The 14,939-nt window shown below is 38.5% G+C and carries 26 protein-coding genes; 15 read left to right on the top strand and 11 right to left on the bottom strand.

Annotated features, from left to right (window positions below):
* Positions 1-29: 29 nt before the first annotated feature.
* The 4 genes from AC01GB_RS00665 to AC01GB_RS00650 all read right to left on the bottom strand — a co-directional run bounded on the left by AC01GB_RS00665 (position 30) and on the right by AC01GB_RS00650 (position 2,070).
* Entirely contained in the window at positions 30-386 is a 357-nt protein-coding gene (locus tag AC01GB_RS00665; protein ID WP_474449803.1) for a RusA family crossover junction endodeoxyribonuclease, read from the bottom strand.
* Between the two features lie 76 nt (positions 387-462).
* Entirely contained in the window at positions 463-1,122 is a 660-nt protein-coding gene (locus tag AC01GB_RS00660; RefSeq protein WP_474449712.1) for a metallophosphoesterase, read from the bottom strand.
* Positions 1,123-1,133: 11 nt separating this feature from the next.
* Positions 1,134-1,565, bottom strand: coding sequence for a recombination protein NinB (locus tag AC01GB_RS00655; protein WP_474449802.1), 432 nt, complete (start codon positions 1,563-1,565; stop codon positions 1,134-1,136).
* Between the two features lie 142 nt (positions 1,566-1,707).
* Positions 1,708-2,070 (bottom strand): helix-turn-helix domain-containing protein, encoded by a 363-nt coding sequence (locus tag AC01GB_RS00650; RefSeq protein ID WP_474449801.1) that lies wholly within the window; start codon positions 2,068-2,070, stop codon positions 1,708-1,710.
* A gap of 385 nt (positions 2,071-2,455) precedes the next feature.
* Here AC01GB_RS00650 and AC01GB_RS00645 point away from each other — a divergent pair, with 385 nt between their 5' ends.
* Entirely contained in the window at positions 2,456-3,115 is a 660-nt protein-coding gene (locus AC01GB_RS00645) for a DUF4145 domain-containing protein (RefSeq protein WP_474449800.1), read from the top strand.
* Positions 3,116-3,195: 80 nt separating this feature from the next.
* Here AC01GB_RS00645 and AC01GB_RS00640 read toward each other — a convergent pair whose 3' ends face one another.
* From AC01GB_RS00640 to AC01GB_RS00620, 5 genes are all read right to left on the bottom strand, one after another.
* Entirely contained in the window at positions 3,196-4,047 is an 852-nt protein-coding gene (locus tag AC01GB_RS00640) for an ATP-binding protein (protein ID WP_474449799.1), read from the bottom strand.
* A 1-nt stretch (position 4,048) separates the two neighbouring features.
* Positions 4,049-4,834, bottom strand: coding sequence for a helix-turn-helix domain-containing protein (locus tag AC01GB_RS00635; protein ID WP_474449798.1), 786 nt, complete (start codon positions 4,832-4,834; stop codon positions 4,049-4,051).
* Positions 4,827-5,000: a hypothetical protein gene (locus AC01GB_RS00630; RefSeq protein WP_474449797.1), complete on the bottom strand. Its 174-nt coding sequence runs from the start codon at positions 4,998-5,000 to the stop codon at positions 4,827-4,829. The genes AC01GB_RS00635 and AC01GB_RS00630 overlap by 8 nt, the downstream gene beginning before the upstream one ends.
* 72 nt (positions 5,001-5,072) lie before the next feature.
* Positions 5,073-5,438, bottom strand: a complete 366-nt coding sequence (locus AC01GB_RS00625) for a hypothetical protein (RefSeq protein ID WP_474449796.1) — start codon at positions 5,436-5,438, stop codon at positions 5,073-5,075.
* A gap of 180 nt (positions 5,439-5,618) precedes the next feature.
* Positions 5,619-5,831, bottom strand: coding sequence for a helix-turn-helix domain-containing protein (locus tag AC01GB_RS00620; RefSeq protein ID WP_474449795.1), 213 nt, complete (start codon positions 5,829-5,831; stop codon positions 5,619-5,621).
* A 97-nt stretch (positions 5,832-5,928) separates the two neighbouring features.
* On the opposite strand from AC01GB_RS00620, the gene AC01GB_RS00615 reads away from it, so the two are divergent.
* On the top strand, positions 5,929-6,324 hold the full coding sequence (locus AC01GB_RS00615) for a helix-turn-helix domain-containing protein (protein WP_474449793.1): 396 nt from the start codon (positions 5,929-5,931) through the stop codon (positions 6,322-6,324).
* Between the two features lie 318 nt (positions 6,325-6,642).
* Positions 6,643-6,885: a hypothetical protein gene (locus tag AC01GB_RS00610; protein WP_474449792.1), complete on the top strand. Its 243-nt coding sequence runs from the start codon at positions 6,643-6,645 to the stop codon at positions 6,883-6,885.
* Positions 6,886-7,087: 202 nt separating this feature from the next.
* Here AC01GB_RS00610 and AC01GB_RS00605 read toward each other — a convergent pair whose 3' ends face one another.
* Positions 7,088-7,267, bottom strand: coding sequence for a Cro/CI family transcriptional regulator (locus tag AC01GB_RS00605; RefSeq protein ID WP_026824103.1), 180 nt, complete (start codon positions 7,265-7,267; stop codon positions 7,088-7,090).
* Positions 7,268-7,321: 54 nt separating this feature from the next.
* On the opposite strand from AC01GB_RS00605, the gene AC01GB_RS00600 reads away from it, so the two are divergent.
* The 5 genes from AC01GB_RS00600 to AC01GB_RS00580 all read left to right on the top strand — a co-directional run bounded on the left by AC01GB_RS00600 (position 7,322) and on the right by AC01GB_RS00580 (position 10,181).
* A complete protein-coding gene (locus AC01GB_RS00600) occupies positions 7,322-8,029 on the top strand; it encodes a helix-turn-helix domain-containing protein (protein ID WP_474449789.1) in 708 nt (235 codons plus the stop codon).
* 421 nt (positions 8,030-8,450) lie between these two features.
* Positions 8,451-8,792, top strand: a complete 342-nt coding sequence (locus AC01GB_RS00595; RefSeq protein ID WP_474449788.1) for a transcriptional antitermination N peptide — start codon at positions 8,451-8,453, stop codon at positions 8,790-8,792.
* 39 nt (positions 8,793-8,831) lie between these two features.
* Positions 8,832-9,089, top strand: a complete 258-nt coding sequence (locus tag AC01GB_RS00590; protein WP_474449787.1) for a hypothetical protein — start codon at positions 8,832-8,834, stop codon at positions 9,087-9,089.
* Positions 9,090-9,461: 372 nt separating this feature from the next.
* Entirely contained in the window at positions 9,462-9,908 is a 447-nt protein-coding gene (locus AC01GB_RS00585; RefSeq protein ID WP_474449786.1) for a pentapeptide repeat-containing protein, read from the top strand.
* A 15-nt stretch (positions 9,909-9,923) separates the two neighbouring features.
* Positions 9,924-10,181, top strand: a complete 258-nt coding sequence (locus tag AC01GB_RS00580) for a hypothetical protein (RefSeq protein ID WP_474449785.1) — start codon at positions 9,924-9,926, stop codon at positions 10,179-10,181.
* A gap of 16 nt (positions 10,182-10,197) precedes the next feature.
* Here AC01GB_RS00580 and AC01GB_RS00575 read toward each other — a convergent pair whose 3' ends face one another.
* A complete protein-coding gene (locus AC01GB_RS00575; protein WP_474449784.1) occupies positions 10,198-10,548 on the bottom strand; it encodes a CCDC90 family protein in 351 nt (116 codons plus the stop codon).
* A gap of 316 nt (positions 10,549-10,864) precedes the next feature.
* On the opposite strand from AC01GB_RS00575, the gene AC01GB_RS00570 reads away from it, so the two are divergent.
* The 7 genes from AC01GB_RS00570 to AC01GB_RS00540 all read left to right on the top strand — a co-directional run.
* The gene (locus AC01GB_RS00570; protein ID WP_474449783.1) at positions 10,865-11,650 is read left to right on the top strand and encodes a BRO-N domain-containing protein; all 786 of its coding nucleotides are present in this window, start codon (positions 10,865-10,867) and stop codon (positions 11,648-11,650) included.
* A 63-nt stretch (positions 11,651-11,713) separates the two neighbouring features.
* A complete protein-coding gene (locus AC01GB_RS00565) occupies positions 11,714-12,523 on the top strand; it encodes an antA/AntB antirepressor family protein (protein WP_474449782.1) in 810 nt (269 codons plus the stop codon).
* 1 nt (position 12,524) lies between these two features.
* The gene (locus tag AC01GB_RS00560; protein WP_474449781.1) at positions 12,525-12,845 is read left to right on the top strand and encodes a hypothetical protein; all 321 of its coding nucleotides are present in this window, start codon (positions 12,525-12,527) and stop codon (positions 12,843-12,845) included.
* A gap of 196 nt (positions 12,846-13,041) precedes the next feature.
* Positions 13,042-13,290 carry a hypothetical protein gene (locus AC01GB_RS00555; protein ID WP_474449779.1) on the top strand — a complete coding sequence of 83 codons (249 nt, stop codon included), beginning with the start codon at positions 13,042-13,044 and terminating at the stop codon, positions 13,288-13,290.
* Positions 13,287-14,036 (top strand): Sak single strand annealing protein, encoded by a 750-nt coding sequence (locus AC01GB_RS00550; protein ID WP_474449777.1) that lies wholly within the window; start codon positions 13,287-13,289, stop codon positions 14,034-14,036. The genes AC01GB_RS00555 and AC01GB_RS00550 overlap by 4 nt, the downstream gene beginning before the upstream one ends.
* A complete protein-coding gene (locus AC01GB_RS00545; protein ID WP_474449804.1) occupies positions 13,945-14,565 on the top strand; it encodes a lambda exonuclease family protein in 621 nt (206 codons plus the stop codon). Before AC01GB_RS00550 ends, AC01GB_RS00545 begins: the two co-directional genes overlap by 92 nt.
* Positions 14,517-14,939, top strand: a 423-nt coding sequence (locus AC01GB_RS00540) for a single-stranded DNA-binding protein (protein ID WP_474449776.1), incomplete at its 3' end; no start/stop codon positions are given. The genes AC01GB_RS00545 and AC01GB_RS00540, both read left to right, overlap by 49 nt.

Here is a 14,939-nt window from a genome sequence, read left to right as displayed (position 1 = left end):
ATGCCCTGCGTTGAATGTTGGTTTCTTGATTACGCTAATTCCCAAATGGTGATAACCAGTTTCCCGCCCTTAATGATTTCCTTTCGCTCAACGTGCAACACATCTATCTGAGCATCATCAATTATCAACCCACCATGACAGAGTGCATCAATCGGTGCTTTCATCAGGTTATCTAAATCTCGCTTACGACGGTCAGGTGGATACACCCCTATCTCAACCCCTAAACGTTGCGATAATCGCTTACAAAGCTTTTGATGCAGGATTTCTGCAACTACCGACTGGCGGTATAATCTCCCTTTTGCGGTGATGAAGTGTTTGTGTTTTGCGTGATACCAGTAGTGATTTACGGAAGGAGGGAAAGGAACGGTGATTTTAGATTTTTCCAATATTATAAGTTTCCAAATGCGATTAATAACCAAAAAATAATGCAGAAAACAACGAGAGATATTATTAATAACGCATTCATTTTATTTTCTTTAATGTCAGTTCGTTACCAAATACTGCCCCTGTATCTATGTATTCTTGATTGCTTCTACGCCAAGAACCTTTAATTAATGGAGTATGCCCGAATATAAAAAGGTCAGCGCCTTTAATTTCTCTACTTTCCCTTTTGCTAATTCTATCCCTGCTCCAGACAACATCGATTTCATTAATATCCCTTCCAAATTCATATTCATCATCAGGATAGTCAGCATGAGCAATGATTATTTTTTTGTTATTAACATTTAATTCAATAATGAGAGGTAATTTTTCGGCTAATTTTAAACATGTCTTTGCTAATATTTCCTGTTCATAATCAAGCATAAAAAACCATTGGCCACCGTTATATATCCAACCGTCAAGATCGCCTGTTTTCAATGCATTAATAGCCATTTCTTCATGATTACCACGAACTGCCTTAAACCATTTCTCATTTAATAGATCAAGACACTCAACATTCTGATCACCCCTATCTATTAAATCACCAACAGATATAATCAAATCTTTTTCTTCATCAAAATCAAAATGTTGTATTTTTTCCATTAGTAACGCATAGCAGCCATGCAAGTCACCTACGGCATAAATGTGACGATATTGATCACCATCGATTCGCTGATAAACTGCATCGTTTAAAGTTGTCATTATTTATCCTGCTACTTTTTTAATTTCATATACTCCGAGCTTTCCGGTATTGTCACGAAAAAACCGATGCCAATCGCCCAGCATTCCACTTTTTGCATAAAGACATGCATTTCCCCCGTATCAAGCTTTGATGTCCTCCTGAGCGTTCTGACGCGCTCTGGCTCCTGTGTGGTCACATCAATACGCTCGACCACTTCATAGCCAAGAAATGTGTGCTTAAGCATTTCCTTCACTTGCTCAGGTGTGAAGTGAGCGCCGTTAGCACACAAATACTTGCTTATCTCCCCTGTCCACAGGTGAAAAAGTGAGTTTTGAGAGAGTGAGCGAGTTTTTCGGTAAGGCTTAATGATGAGTTGATGCGGTTGGTTTGTTGCGAGGATGGCTTTTAGTGTTTGCCAGACGGATTGTTTCGTTGATTCGTGGAAGAGTAGTTTGTCTTCCAAATGCGCCTCCTGCCTATTATCTCATTTTTATGCACCTGAAATTTTTACCTTTTGTCTAATTGTATCTGTGAAGTTACGAATTTCCATTCGGCTCAAGATAGGCACTTTGTATACAGAACCGCTCAAATCTTGAATCTCCCTATTACTTGTGTTTATTCCTATTAAGTAAATTTAAAAGTCTAGCAAAATCATCTTCGTTTAAGTCATCAAACTTTCTAGCGAAAGACATAGCGGCCTTTCTTGCATTGGTACTTTTGCCAGACAAACTTATCTCCACCGATTGCTGGGAATCTCTTGCTGCCTTTCTCAGGTTGATCGACTCTTCTTCATTTTTAGCAAGGTATGAGACAATATTATCTAAAATTTGCGGCGTAATAGCTCTTTTGCCCGTTTCGATTGAGGAAAGATAAGAAGATGTCATACCAATAGATTCAGCCATGCATTTCAAGTTAATACCTAAATCCATACGCATTATTCTTACAATTTTACCAAACGGTGTTAACATAATTTAACCTCTAATCTAACCAGTTGAGTAAAAATTATTTATACTCACACGTCATTATGTTTACATTAAAAAAAAATAATCAACTAAATTCTGTTAATTAATTTCTATTTAACTAATGTTTCATTAAAGTTAAAATGAACAGGCTCGCCACCATTCTTAACAATGGTTGCTTCGATTTGGTATTTCATAATTGTTTTCTTCAATTACCTTGTTCTTGACTCTTAACATTCTGTCCTGTTCAATGAGCTTGCCTATCATCGATAGGATAAATTTAATCTTTTGGTTATCGGATGTCGTTTCATAACGTTGTAACAATGCGAATTCCGGTCTTTCTGAATTTTTTAATATTGACGATATATCTTTTAAATATGGAGTTAAATTACTCATGGGAATGCTCTCTTTTGATATCACCTGCCCACATTGCCTTAAAGACAATGCAGTGTTAGTTGGGTTTAGTGAACACCGTAGAAATGATACAGATTTTTATGATATTCCATTTTATTGTAGAAGCTGTGAACAAACAGGTATTGCTGTTGTGCATTCTTCTTTTCCTAACGGAAGCCCTTATTCATATTGCATGCGTGAAGATATAAATATTGTCTTACCTCATGATGATTCAATTTTTAGATTGGATAAGATTTATCCTGAAGTGAAAGCTAATACATGCCCTGAAAATTCACCTACTAGAGTAGCTAAATTTTTCATCGAATCGAAAGACGATTTACAGCGTCATCGCTATGAAACCTCCGTGATGAATTGTCGAAAGGTTATCGATATTGCAACCAAAGAACTTTTAGGGGACGAAGTGAAAAATGAAAAACTATCTCAACGTATTTCCATGCTGCAAGCTAAAGATAGAATCACCGAACAAATGAAAAACTGGGCACATATTATTCGGATTGATTCAAATGGTGCTATTCATTCAGATGAAGAGTTTACTCAAGAAGAAGCGGAAGAAATACTCAATTTTACAGAGTTATTCCTGTTATATGCATTCACACTGCCTGCTATGGTTGAATCAAGAAAACATACTACTACATGTTAGGTCACATACCACCCTTAACAATGGTTGCTACGATGAGGTATTTCATTGGGGGTCCTGATACGAATAATTTAAGCGTAAGACTAAGCGGCTTTTTTGCGTGAACGGTAGCTTTCCCAAGTGAACGTGAGTGTACAACCCCCTCCGTCATTCATCCTGTCCATAACTCGCTCGCCAACAAAGGTTGCTAATTCTTCCTTGGGCAAATTACTAATTAATATCGTTGGCTTTAAGTCTTCATAACGACAGTTAATAATTTCAAATAAAATCATTTTTTCTACATCACTACCGAATTGGACACCCACCTCATCGATGATAAGCAGGTCTGGTGAAGCGTACATTTCGATCACATCTGACTCACGTTCTTCTGAATCCTTCGCCCACGTCGCCTTAAAATTTCGGGCAATTTTAATCGCTGATGTCAGCCTGACCGAAGCCATGAAGTTTTCGATAATCGATTTCCCTATTCCAATTGCCAAATGGTTTTTCCCTGTCCCTGGCTTACCACACATAACCAATCCGCCCCCCTGTTTCAATCTTTCAGGCCATTTTGCAGCATAGGACTTACAAACAGCTAAACACTGTCTGGCGTAACTATTGACAGGTTCATAGTTATCCAAAGAAGCCATATCAAACCGTTTCGGAACATTGAACAATCTTAGTAAATCAAGTTTGTCCTGATGAACTCGCTTGCGCTCAACCGCCCGCTGCTCCTGCTCTAGCGCTGTTATTTTTTCTCTCAGGCATTCAGGACATTCACCTTGTGTTTCTATCCCTCTCAAACTCAACAATTTTCGCTTGTAGGTTTGATATTCTCCGTGTTTCTCACAAGTGATAGTTATCTCCTGCACGACAGTATTTTCTATCACTTTCGGTTTTTGACGTGTTTCTTCCAACCGAGTTTTCAATGATTCTATTTTTGTTCGATAGTCCATGTTAAACCTCTGCCCATGAGGGAATTTCGGTTTGACCATAATCAAAATGCGAAAAATTAGTCACCATACCTGAAACCTTTCGAACAGGATTTCTTACAGCCTGTTTGTTCTGGTAATTCAGTTTCTGACTCGTGGTGATAAACCACTTCTTCGGTTTTTCGTGTTGATACTCAATATCCAGCCTCAGTAATTCACTGGGCAGATCGAGATTAGGGTAAAGTTTTTGCCAATCGGCGAAGTCTTTGTGATTGAGTCGAATCACTTCACCTTCAAACGCATAACGAGAAATTTTTTCAATCGATTTTTTTTGAACAGTTTTTTGGGTGTTAAGATCTTTAGATTCTATGTTAGGTTCTACTGATAGATTCTGAGTACCGTTTTTGGGATCCTTCAAAGTACCGTTTTTGGGATCCTTCAAAGTACCGTTTTTGGGATCGTTACCAATTTCGGTACTGTTCCCATTTTGGTACTGTTTACCATCCCGTTTTTGGGATTGTTTAGTATCCCGTTTTTGGTACTCTTCTTCGGCTATATTTAACTGTAAAACTTTAACCTGTTTTGTTGAGCCTTTTCTCTCGCCAGTATCGATTATTACCCCTTCAGCTATCATTTGGTTTATTTGTCGGCAGATAGTTTTTTTATCTAGTCCTGTATCATTAATCAGTCGTTGATAACTTGGATAGCAGCAATGATGTTCGTCAGCTCTTTCAGCAAGCGCCAGTAATAATAACTTCTGAGAAGCTTTTAAATTAATTTTCCATGCCCAATTTGTAGCTATTCTACTCATACTGATTACCTCTAATGGATTCTTTGCGATGTTTAAGCCTTAATTTTGCATCTTCAAATGCGGTTGTGAGCTTCTTGGCGGCTAACTCCGTGAAAGAGCGATTGACTCTCTCTCGAATAATGTTTTTATGGATATTTGACTGGTAAAATCGGCGTTTTTTTGGCATAATGACCTCGTTGAAATTGAAAGAAAAAAGGGAAATTTGGCGTTTCCCTTCTCCTTGAAATACTAACTAAACTCAAAGTTCGATATGATATTTGCAAGCTCCATTGTTTTTTAACTCTGGAGCTTCTTTTTTTGGCCATCTCAAATGCTCCAGCATGTCTATCAGCTTGCGTATTTCTTCACCTGATATATTTGTAATAACAACTTCCTGTGTCGATGAATCAGGCACATTCACCACATGCCTTGGCAAGCCGTATTCTGAAACAACCTGACAGGCTAATTTAAAGATTCTGGTTTTATCCCGACTCGCTGTTGAGGGGTGAATCCCGAGTGATTTGGCAAACCCGTTATTACCGCCTTCCGAAGCCATTTTCTGGTAGAAGTAAGATTCTAAATGCTCAGGTTTGCAGGTGATTTTGATAGTTTTTGTATATTCCATGGTTATAATCCTTAAGTAATAAAATTCCCTACCTCGATATTCCTATGAGGTTTGTGAAAAAATAATAGATAGAGTTAGATTGTGAGTGATTAAGTGGGTTTTGCCGCTTCAGCCATTTAGCGGAATGCTATCCGGTCGCCCGATGGTATACCGCATCGTTCGGTGATTATGGTTATGAATTTAATTTTTTATAAATCTTTGTGGGTAAAGAATTTGTATTTCGCTTATCTTTCCTTCATAGAATCGTGAGAGTTTCTCAGCTAATTCTAAAGACGCAGATTGAGTTCCCCTTTCTAATCGACTCAAGTTTCCTGCATCACAGTTTATAGCGGTTGCAACTTGAACAATTGTTAATTCATTTTCAATTCTAATTTTTCGTAGTGGTGTCTGCATAAAGATCTCCTTAAATGCGTTATGCGCATAATAATTCAACTTTAAAATATGTGCAAGACGCTTTGTGTAAAACGCAAAAAGAATATTTAATTATTATATGAGTGTAGGTACTAGAATTAGAGAACTTAGAAAAAAGAAAGGTATGACCATTCTTCAATTGGCTACAGCTATTAATAGCGATGTGGGCAATATCTCTCGTCTTGAAAGAAACAAGCAAGGATATAGTGAAAATACTCTTTTAAAAATTGCTTCAGCATTAGGAGTACAAATAGCTGATCTATTTTTAGATAGTAATGAAGCTAGTAATTCTCTACACAAAAACAATCGAAAGTATAGTAATCTTAAAGAAGATCAAATCGAATTACTTGAACTATATGATAGCCTTCCAGAAGAAGAAGCTAAACGTTTTATCAAAGAAATGAGAGATAGAAAAACTCACTACGATATAATTTTTAATGAGATGCTAAAAAAACGTGGTATCAGAGCTCCCTAAATTAATCTTTTTATCTCTATGACCTATTTATAATTCCTCATTTTTTAACATTTAAATAAAAAACCTATAAATCAATAAAATGAAAATTCTCATGGTAAAAATTCTATTGAATTTAATAATGCGCTTGACGCATTTGTTTTTTACGCATATTATTTGTGTATCAAAGGCAAACAGCCAGAGATTGAAAAAAGTGAACGGCGCACTCTAACGCACGGGCGGACGGCGTATCTCTTAAGAGACAATGTACCGAAGTGGCAGAACCCATTTTCCATTACAAACAGGACTATTTATTCATCTAATTTGTTAAGGAAAAATATTATGAAAAAAACATCTGCTATATGCCCCGTATGTACTAAACGTTTCAATCCCAACAAATCTTACGAACACATCAAAGAATTCCACCCAACAGCAAGTGACTATCAATTAGCTATCATTCGTGATGTACGCCGTAAGTGCTATGGTCAGAGTAAGCCAGTGAAACATAAAAATGCGGCTTTACTTCCTCACACATCAATCTTTGCAGTATCACGGACAAGAGCGGCAAAATTAAGAGCTGCCTGACAATTTGATAGTCTTTGCAGCAATACTATCCTAAACTTAGTCCATAAGTTTCAGATAATAGTTATCCCTCCCGATGGGCTGGGTATTTAAAAATCTCCCAATTTCAGGGAGGCCAGGTTGTTAAAGAGCTGTTGTTTTTATATAAAGTCTAAATCTCAAAAAATTTACTTAATAACTCATTAATTTTTATGAAAATACTCGTCTATTTTTTATATAAAAAAGAGTCATATTTAAGCTTTTCTTTAGTCAAGCGTTCTAATTGCATGGCTCTTTTTTCAGGGATAACTAATGGCCATCGTGAAACAGCAACATGTGTTATCCCTAATACTTTTGCGGTATTACGAACGCCTCCAAAGTATCTAATTACTTCATTCTTTTTCACTTCTTACCCCTTGAATTACTTATCTGAAAAAATGGTAACAGGAGTTACATTGATTTGTCAATACATGTTACCATTATTAATGGTAACATTGATTACATGAAAACCAGCATTGGCAACCGCATTCGCGATAAGCGAAAAGAATTAAGACTCACCCAAAACGAGATAGCAAAAGCTCTGGGTGTCAGTCGCGTTTCAGTAACAAAATGGGAAAATGGAGACACAAAACCTGATGGAGAAAATCTTCATATACTGACAAAAGTATTAGCATGCAATATAGAGTGGCTGCTTTATGGCAAAGATTTACGCTCCGAAGATGATACAAAGTTATATCGCTTATCTTCTGCAACCTTTAAAAGGATCCCTTTATTAACAGGGGAGCAGATCAGCAAGTGGGATGGAATAACTCCTTTTGCTGAAATAAGTGACTTAACAGTTTGGAGTGAAGTCATGTCTGATGTATCAGCCAATGCTTTTATGATGTTAGTAAAAGGCGACTCAATGGCAAACCCTCACGGATCACCCTCAATACCAGATGGTTCTAAGATCTTAGTAGATCCTAATTATGGTGATTTTGATGATCTCAATGGTAAGATTATTGTTATTCAGTTAGAGAACTCGAAAGAGCCAACCATAAAAAAACTATCTATAGATGGGCCTAATAAATATTTAATCCCTCTAAATCCTTCATTTAAAATAATTGAATTAGAAGGTAACTACACCATTAAAGGACGTGTTACTAAAATAATTCAAGAATTACAATAAAATAAAAATTAAAAGCTTCTTTAAAAGGAGCTTTTTTACCCATCAATACGTAATATAAATTACTTAACAGTTGACATTATTAGTAATTTAAGTTACATTAATCCCATCAACTCACTGCAACAGGCAAACGCCAAGACAATACCACGAGTTATCTTAAGCCGAGCCAGACGTTGCTAAGTAGCCAGCCTGAGGCATATGAACATGAAGGCAAGTGACGACACTTAAGCAGTACCGCTCTTTAACACCCTTTCGCTGAAAAAGCGTAACCATAAAACACCCAAACAGTCGGTTTTAGGGTGTGTGAAATAACCAAAATACAGTCATTAAGTTCAAACCAACACCAGGGAACTACCAATATGACTGTAAATATAATCCGGATACCTCCGGCACACACCACCAAAACCCATTGTCAGGAGGTAATATGTGTAACTTTCATGGTTATGATAATGCTCGTAGTCGTCGACATGAGCGTAGAAGAGCCAGGCAAGCAGCTTATGAATATAACAAAGCACTTAATATGGCATTGAAAGCAGCCTTAAATCCAAGCAAACCCTCTCAGCAACAAACAACACCAAACACCAAGCGCCCTCTCCTTTCTCTGAAAAGAAAAGTGATGAGTCGTGTAGAAAAAGCAATATCAATTCGTCCTACTAAAGTTTATGACGCATTTAATAACTGCTGTCTTCCTATTGCAGCTTTGTACACTTCTAGACGGTTTAACAATAAACCTAAAAACAATTTTGGAGTAACCGCTAATTGTTAAGATTATACGTCATATACTTAATTAGTTTCGAGGTCTCATATGAGAAAAAATTATATAGTTAAAGATGAAATATTCATAAATGCTCTACTATTCATGCTTAAAAATAACAAAATTGAATGTAATCTATCCTATCTATCATCGATACTTGGCGTTAATTATATTGCGCTTAAAGATAAAATAATGTTAGAAAAAGACTTCCCTAAACCTGTTTGTAACGATGGTGTTCAGATACTATCTAAAAAATGGCTTCTTTATGATGTATTAAATTGGGCCTTAAAAAACAAGGAACTGAAATGACAGTTAGCTCAAGTAATATAAAATCAAATATAACTAAATTAAAAAATAAAGCATCGTCACATAAATCCTTCTCACGTCGGGAAGATTGAATTATAACCGATTCCTTCACGTTGGGGAATGTGAAGAACCACTGCCGCCTGAAGTGGCAAAATAATCAGGCAATCAAATCAATTTCAGGATGTGTGAATGCGGCTATGCGCTCGTGGGACAGTCAACACACTATAAATTATCTTTCAATAGCTAAATATAGTTTGATTACGTTTACCCGTCCGTGATGACTGTAATCGGACACCAAGTGGCACTTGGCACACGTCCTACCTCATATACATAAGACCTGATTAGGTCTTTTTTTTGTTACCTAAAGGAAATGAAATGAATAACGATGAATTAAGAAAAATACTTGATGAACATAAAGTGTATATAGAATCGCTTGGTGAAAACGGATTCCGAGCCAACCTATGTGAAACTGACCTACGTGGAACCAAACTACGTGAAGCCGACCTATGTGGAGCCAACCTATTTGGAGCCGACCTATGTGAAACTGACCTACGTGGAGCCAACCTATTTGGAGCCGCCTTGCCAGAACAAACATATGTGATTTTGGGTGAAACCTATCCAATCTCAATCACAAATGGAGACTATTTGCATGCTGGATGTCAGCGTCATTCTGTAGAGAATTGGCGGCAATTTAGCAAAGCAGAAATCGTAGTTATGGGCGGTAGAAAAGCAATTGAATTCTACCCTCGCTTACTTGATATTTTAGACTTTTACTTGGGTAAAGGTGAACGACCTGACTGGTTAAACCAAACGGCGCAATAAGAAGGAGTACACATCATGAGATTGGACAATCCACGCATTGTCACGGCAAAGCACCCAAATATGGGCAATCTGGTTGGGGTGACTAACGGCAGTCGTGATTTAAGCGACTCAATATACTTAAGCAGTATTGATATATGGAATGACGACGACATGGAAACAAGAACTTTCAAAGAAATTATACAGTGCTTAACAAAAGAAAATAAGCGTCTTAAAAAAGATAATTTAAGACTGATGAAGATATACTGGGAAATTGGCGGGCTGTGCAGGATTTGAACCTGCAACACAGGGATTAGAAAAATTTTAGTATTGCCGTTGCCGCACTAATAGTCACAACGATTACACCCCCAAGTTTTAAAAGTAGTCCAGTAGCAATATGTTCAACATCCTTACGGACTAGTGCTATCTCAGAAGATAAATCTTTGCGGACGTTAGAAATCTCAGCCGATAAGTCTTTACGAACTTCTGTTATTTGAGTAGTTAAATCTTTACGTACATCTTCTAAATCTCTCTTGGTGGCTACATCAGCAACCTCATGTGACTTACGTACAGCAATAGAAATTGCTTTAGCCTGCTCTTTTGGCAAACCCGCATTCTCTAATGTTTCGACAAATTCTTGTGTATCAAATGCAACCTGACCCATAGGGAATCCTCCTTTTTGGTAAGTATAACTCAACATTAACCATTGACGAAAGAAGAAATCATGCGCTATAGTTTATCTGCATCTGCAAAATCAGATGTCGGGATTAGAACCCCGTGATTAGCAACCGCGACATATGCACGCCGCGAGCGTGTTTTTTAATGTCGTAATCTGGCCACAATTCAATGGTGGGCTGGATGGGGCAGCTGAAAAGCTGGCCGACGGTTGCTTCGGTAGTTCTAACCCTGTTCAGTTCACCGCCAATATAGAGATTAGAACCTCTTGGTGGTGGTAAATTAAGCAACCATCGGAGGTCATTATGACCACACTATCTATTATTCCATTCTCCTTTGAAATGCATGAAGTGCGTACAGTTATTTTGAGCGGTGAGCCGTGGTTTGTGGGTATTGATATATGTTCTGCTCTCGGAATCAGCAATAACAGAGATGCTTTAAATAAATTAGATAATGACGAAAAGACGACCGTCGCTTTAACCGACAGTCAGCCTGGAATAGGTGCTCAGCGTATTTCCTTGATATCCGAATCTGGTATGTTTACCCTAGTACTGCGTTGCCGTGATGCAGTCAAACAAGGAACGCTTCCTCATCGTTTTCGCAAATGGGTAACAAATGAAGTACTCCCATCTATCCGCAAAACAGGAAAATATGAGCATCCAAAATACCAACCCCACCCTGAAGCGCACGAAAAGTTCAGCAACAAAGATACCCAAAATCTCGCCCGTATCATTGCACTCATGACGCAAAACTTTCGTTTCAGAGATGCATGGAATAATGCTATCTGGTATGCATTAAGAGAAGTCACAGGCATTCCTTCACCTTATCCTATGGAAGTACGGCTAGTCCCTTCTATCGCCTCAGAATGTGAGCGTATCTGGCATGTAACAGAGCATCTGCAAGGTGTGATAGCCGATGCAGAAAAAACAGCGATTAAACGAATTATCCGCAAACGTGAAAATGCCGACAAAGTTATCGCTGAGATTGAAACTTTGTTATCTCAGGCTACACAGGATAATCAGCTAATGCTAAACGGTGCGCTATCAAACTGGCATAAAGCTGAATTGACTCACTTCCTCCAACGTCACTAAATAATCCTAACGCCCCTTTTTACAGGGGCAATCATTAATCAATTAACTTTGAGGGATATCCTTATGTCAAATTTAATCAACATCGAAACAAAAAATATCAATGGTGGATTAATCAAGACGGTTAATGCCCGTGATTTACATGTGTTTTTGGAAATTACTACACGATTTAATGATTGGATAAATAGGCGTATAACAGAATATGGTTTTGAAGAGAACATTGACTATATTATTGTTGAAAATTTGAGCTACTCAAATTTGAGTAGTGCAAAATCTCGCCAACGTCCAATGAAAGACTACTGCATCAGTATCGATATGGCCAAAGAACTATCAATGGTTGAGCGCAATGAAAAAGGGAAACAGGCAAGACAGTACTTTATTGAATGTGAAAGACAGGCAAAAACGGCTACCCATGTTATTCCACAAACACTTCCTGAAGCGCTAAGGCTTGCCGCTGAAATGGCCGAAAAGGTTCAACACTTATCGTTAGTTAATAAAGAACAGCAAACCGAAATCGATTGCTTAAAAAACCTGTTCCAGGTTGGTATGACACCCGTCCAGTTTTGCAAACAACTTAATGGCGTTAACATTAACCAGGTCAACCTTTTTCTCGAATCGCGCCATTTTCTCTACGATGCAGAAAAGGATATCAGCAAATCTCATGTCTGGCGTGTGCATTCCTATGCGAGAGATAAATATTTAACCGAATCCCCCTTCATCATGACAAACGATTACGGGCAACGTCAGTGTTACAAAATCGTTCTGCTCAAAAAGGGGGCTTCATGGCTATATCACCAATACCTCAAAGGTAAGCTACCCATGAAGAAAGACTGGAACGGCGAATTCACTCACAACAAATATAGTCAGGTGGCCTAAGATGACAATGAATCAGGACGTTATTATCGCGCGTATCATTGCCGCATCCAAAGATATTTTTGCCTGTGAAAAAGCCATCGTGACGCTGAAAGATATTTATCATTCGGCCATACGTCAATATTTGATTAAACATGGCGACCCCAGAGCGCATTGTGGTTCACTTCGCCCAGAAAAACCGGAATACGAAGGCGTCATCAAATATACAAATCGCCACTATAGGGCGTTAATGAAGAAAAAGCGTGAACTCTATAACGCGCATCGTCGCCACCGCAGAGCAACACAGGCACTACTCAAGCATCAATCAAAGAAAACGGACGAATAAAGACCGGATTCTACAAATTAATCACATCTGAATATCAATTAAGGGTTAAAAACATGAACCAGCTTAAACAGCAGGAGCTTCGCTATCGTTTAAATAGTGACAGCTTCGTTAAAAAAGATTCCATAAAAATTATCCCCACCTTGCTAATAATTTTGTTGGCAAGCCTCGTTTTACTGTTAGCAAGATAGGAAGTGATATGAACCCTTACGCCATGCAAGATTACGGGTACGAACAACAGCAGGAAATTGCTTATTGGGAAGACAGACTGGACGACGAAATCAGCGAACTTGTCCAGCCTGTTTATGACTGCCTACCTTCATCCGTCATGAGAAAACTCAGTAATGAGGATTTTGACGATATCTGGCAGGCGCTGTTTGACCATTTCAAAAATGAGCACATTCATCGATACAAAGCAATTCGAGCGCCTAAGAGGAAATATCTATGAGCGAAATACAACATACCGAAAAAGAAAAAAGTTTTCAACAGCAAGTTTGGGAAACGCTTTCTGCCATTAATGTTAACGAAAAAATAGAAAAGAAAAACGGACTTTCTTATCTCTCATGGGCGTGGGCGTGGGGCGTGTTAATGGCGCACTACCCAGAATCTTACTATGTCATTGAACCCATGAACTATAACGATGATGGCAGTGCCATGGTGTCATTAACCCTCACCATTAAACAGGGTGATAACGAATTTCCCCGCAAAATGTGGTTACCCGTTATGGATTACCGGAATCAGGCGATTTCTAACCCTAACGCCGTTGATATCAACAAAGCGCTGATGCGTTGCCTCACTAAAGCCATTTCGATGTTTGGATTAGGGTTTTATATCTATGCCGGTGAAGATTTACCCGAACAGGAAAAAGTCGTGATACAACAAGAACAGGCACAACAAAAAGCCCGTTACGAGCAATTAATCAAGGAATTAGAAACAGCAGCAAAAGGGGGTGTTGAGTCGATGAAAACCCATTGGCAACAGTTAACACTAGAAGAGAAAGAAATTATTGGCGAAGAAAACAAAATGGCGATTTATCGCAATATTGCAATGAAAAATGAGGCTCATCATGAAGCAGAAAACGGACGAATGGTTTCAGGCAAGACTGGGGAAAGTCACCGCCAGCAATTTACACAAGGTGTTATCCAAAGGCAAGGGGACAACACAACGAAACTACCTCATGCTGTTAGTCTGTGAAACCCTGACCGGACGACGAGAAGAAATTAAAACCAGTCAGGCGATTGAACGAGGCATTGCCCTCGAGCCTCAAGCCAGAACACGATATTGCCTTAATGAGTTTGATGTCACGGTCACCGAAGTAGGCTTTATTCCCCACCCGACTATTGCGCTATTTGGCGCCAGTCCTGATGGCCTGGTTAATGATGATGGACTTATCGAAATTAAATGCCCCAACACCACTACCCACATTGAAACCATTATTACAGGAAAACCTAAATACGAATACCTGTTACAAATGCACGGCCAAATGATGTGCACAGGCAGAAACTGGTGCGATTTTGTCAGCTATGATGACAGACTTCCCCCCAACCTTGCTTACTATAAAACCCGAATTATCAAGGATGATGATTTAGTTAACGAGATTGAACAGGCCGTTCAAATTTTTATTGAAAAATTAAAATCAGAAATCAACAGAATTAATCAAAAAGTGGAGGCATCATGGCAAACCAGAATCAGTGTCACTTTACCGGACGCATCGGAAAATTAGAAGTCCGCTATACCCAGGATAAAAATCCCATATCCGTATTTTCTCTCGCTATCAGCAAATCAAGAAAAGACAACAGCGGTCAATGGATTGATGACACCACATGGATAAACTGCAAGGCATTTAAGCAAATAGCCGAATATATCGACAAGCATGCACAAAAAGGCACATTTGTTCGTGTCACTGCCTCCTACAAGGAAAATAAATGGACAGACAAATCCGGTCAGCAAAGGATATCCCCCGAATTTTTAGTCAATGACGTTGAAATATTGGGCAACCGGAAAGAAAGAAAACCGCAGGAAAGCCAAGGTAAAACGGGTATACCAACCACTAACCAGCCAAACAGTAACGCTATTCATCAAGCTGATTTTGAAGAC

Source organism: Candidatus Arsenophonus phytopathogenicus (assembly GCF_056113345.1).
This window is presented reverse-complemented; position numbering and strand designations above follow the sequence as displayed.

Excerpts from the sequence above, each read along its gene's own strand:
- AC01GB_RS00565 (WP_474449782.1), top strand. The coding sequence starts at position 11,714 with ATGTCAAATTTAATCAACATCGAAACAAAAAATATCAATGGTGGATTA.
- AC01GB_RS00620 (WP_474449795.1), bottom strand. The coding sequence starts at position 5,831 with ATGCAGACACCACTACGAAAAATTAGAATTGAAAATGAATTAACAATT.
- AC01GB_RS00660 (WP_474449712.1), bottom strand. The coding sequence starts at position 1,122 with ATGACAACTTTAAACGATGCAGTTTATCAGCGAATCGATGGTGATCAA.
- AC01GB_RS00575 (WP_474449784.1), bottom strand. The coding sequence starts at position 10,548 with ATGGGTCAGGTTGCATTTGATACACAAGAATTTGTCGAAACATTAGAG.
- AC01GB_RS00570 (WP_474449783.1), top strand. The coding sequence starts at position 10,865 with ATGACCACACTATCTATTATTCCATTCTCCTTTGAAATGCATGAAGTG.
- AC01GB_RS00555 (WP_474449779.1), top strand. The coding sequence starts at position 13,042 with ATGAACCCTTACGCCATGCAAGATTACGGGTACGAACAACAGCAGGAA.
- AC01GB_RS00550 (WP_474449777.1), top strand. The coding sequence starts at position 13,287 with ATGAGCGAAATACAACATACCGAAAAAGAAAAAAGTTTTCAACAGCAA.
- AC01GB_RS00585 (WP_474449786.1), top strand. The coding sequence starts at position 9,462 with ATGAATAACGATGAATTAAGAAAAATACTTGATGAACATAAAGTGTAT.
- AC01GB_RS00645 (WP_474449800.1), top strand. The coding sequence starts at position 2,456 with ATGGGAATGCTCTCTTTTGATATCACCTGCCCACATTGCCTTAAAGAC.
- AC01GB_RS00640 (WP_474449799.1), bottom strand. The coding sequence starts at position 4,047 with ATGGACTATCGAACAAAAATAGAATCATTGAAAACTCGGTTGGAAGAA.
- AC01GB_RS00650 (WP_474449801.1), bottom strand. The coding sequence starts at position 2,070 with ATGTTAACACCGTTTGGTAAAATTGTAAGAATAATGCGTATGGATTTA.
- AC01GB_RS00615 (WP_474449793.1), top strand. The coding sequence starts at position 5,929 with ATGAGTGTAGGTACTAGAATTAGAGAACTTAGAAAAAAGAAAGGTATG.
- AC01GB_RS00610 (WP_474449792.1), top strand. The coding sequence starts at position 6,643 with ATGAAAAAAACATCTGCTATATGCCCCGTATGTACTAAACGTTTCAAT.
- AC01GB_RS00590 (WP_474449787.1), top strand. The coding sequence starts at position 8,832 with ATGAGAAAAAATTATATAGTTAAAGATGAAATATTCATAAATGCTCTA.
- AC01GB_RS00635 (WP_474449798.1), bottom strand. The coding sequence starts at position 4,834 with ATGAGTAGAATAGCTACAAATTGGGCATGGAAAATTAATTTAAAAGCT.
- AC01GB_RS00580 (WP_474449785.1), top strand. The coding sequence starts at position 9,924 with ATGAGATTGGACAATCCACGCATTGTCACGGCAAAGCACCCAAATATG.
- AC01GB_RS00560 (WP_474449781.1), top strand. The coding sequence starts at position 12,525 with ATGACAATGAATCAGGACGTTATTATCGCGCGTATCATTGCCGCATCC.
- AC01GB_RS00625 (WP_474449796.1), bottom strand. The coding sequence starts at position 5,438 with ATGGAATATACAAAAACTATCAAAATCACCTGCAAACCTGAGCATTTA.
- AC01GB_RS00630 (WP_474449797.1), bottom strand. The coding sequence starts at position 5,000 with ATGCCAAAAAAACGCCGATTTTACCAGTCAAATATCCATAAAAACATT.
- AC01GB_RS00595 (WP_474449788.1), top strand. The coding sequence starts at position 8,451 with ATGTGTAACTTTCATGGTTATGATAATGCTCGTAGTCGTCGACATGAG.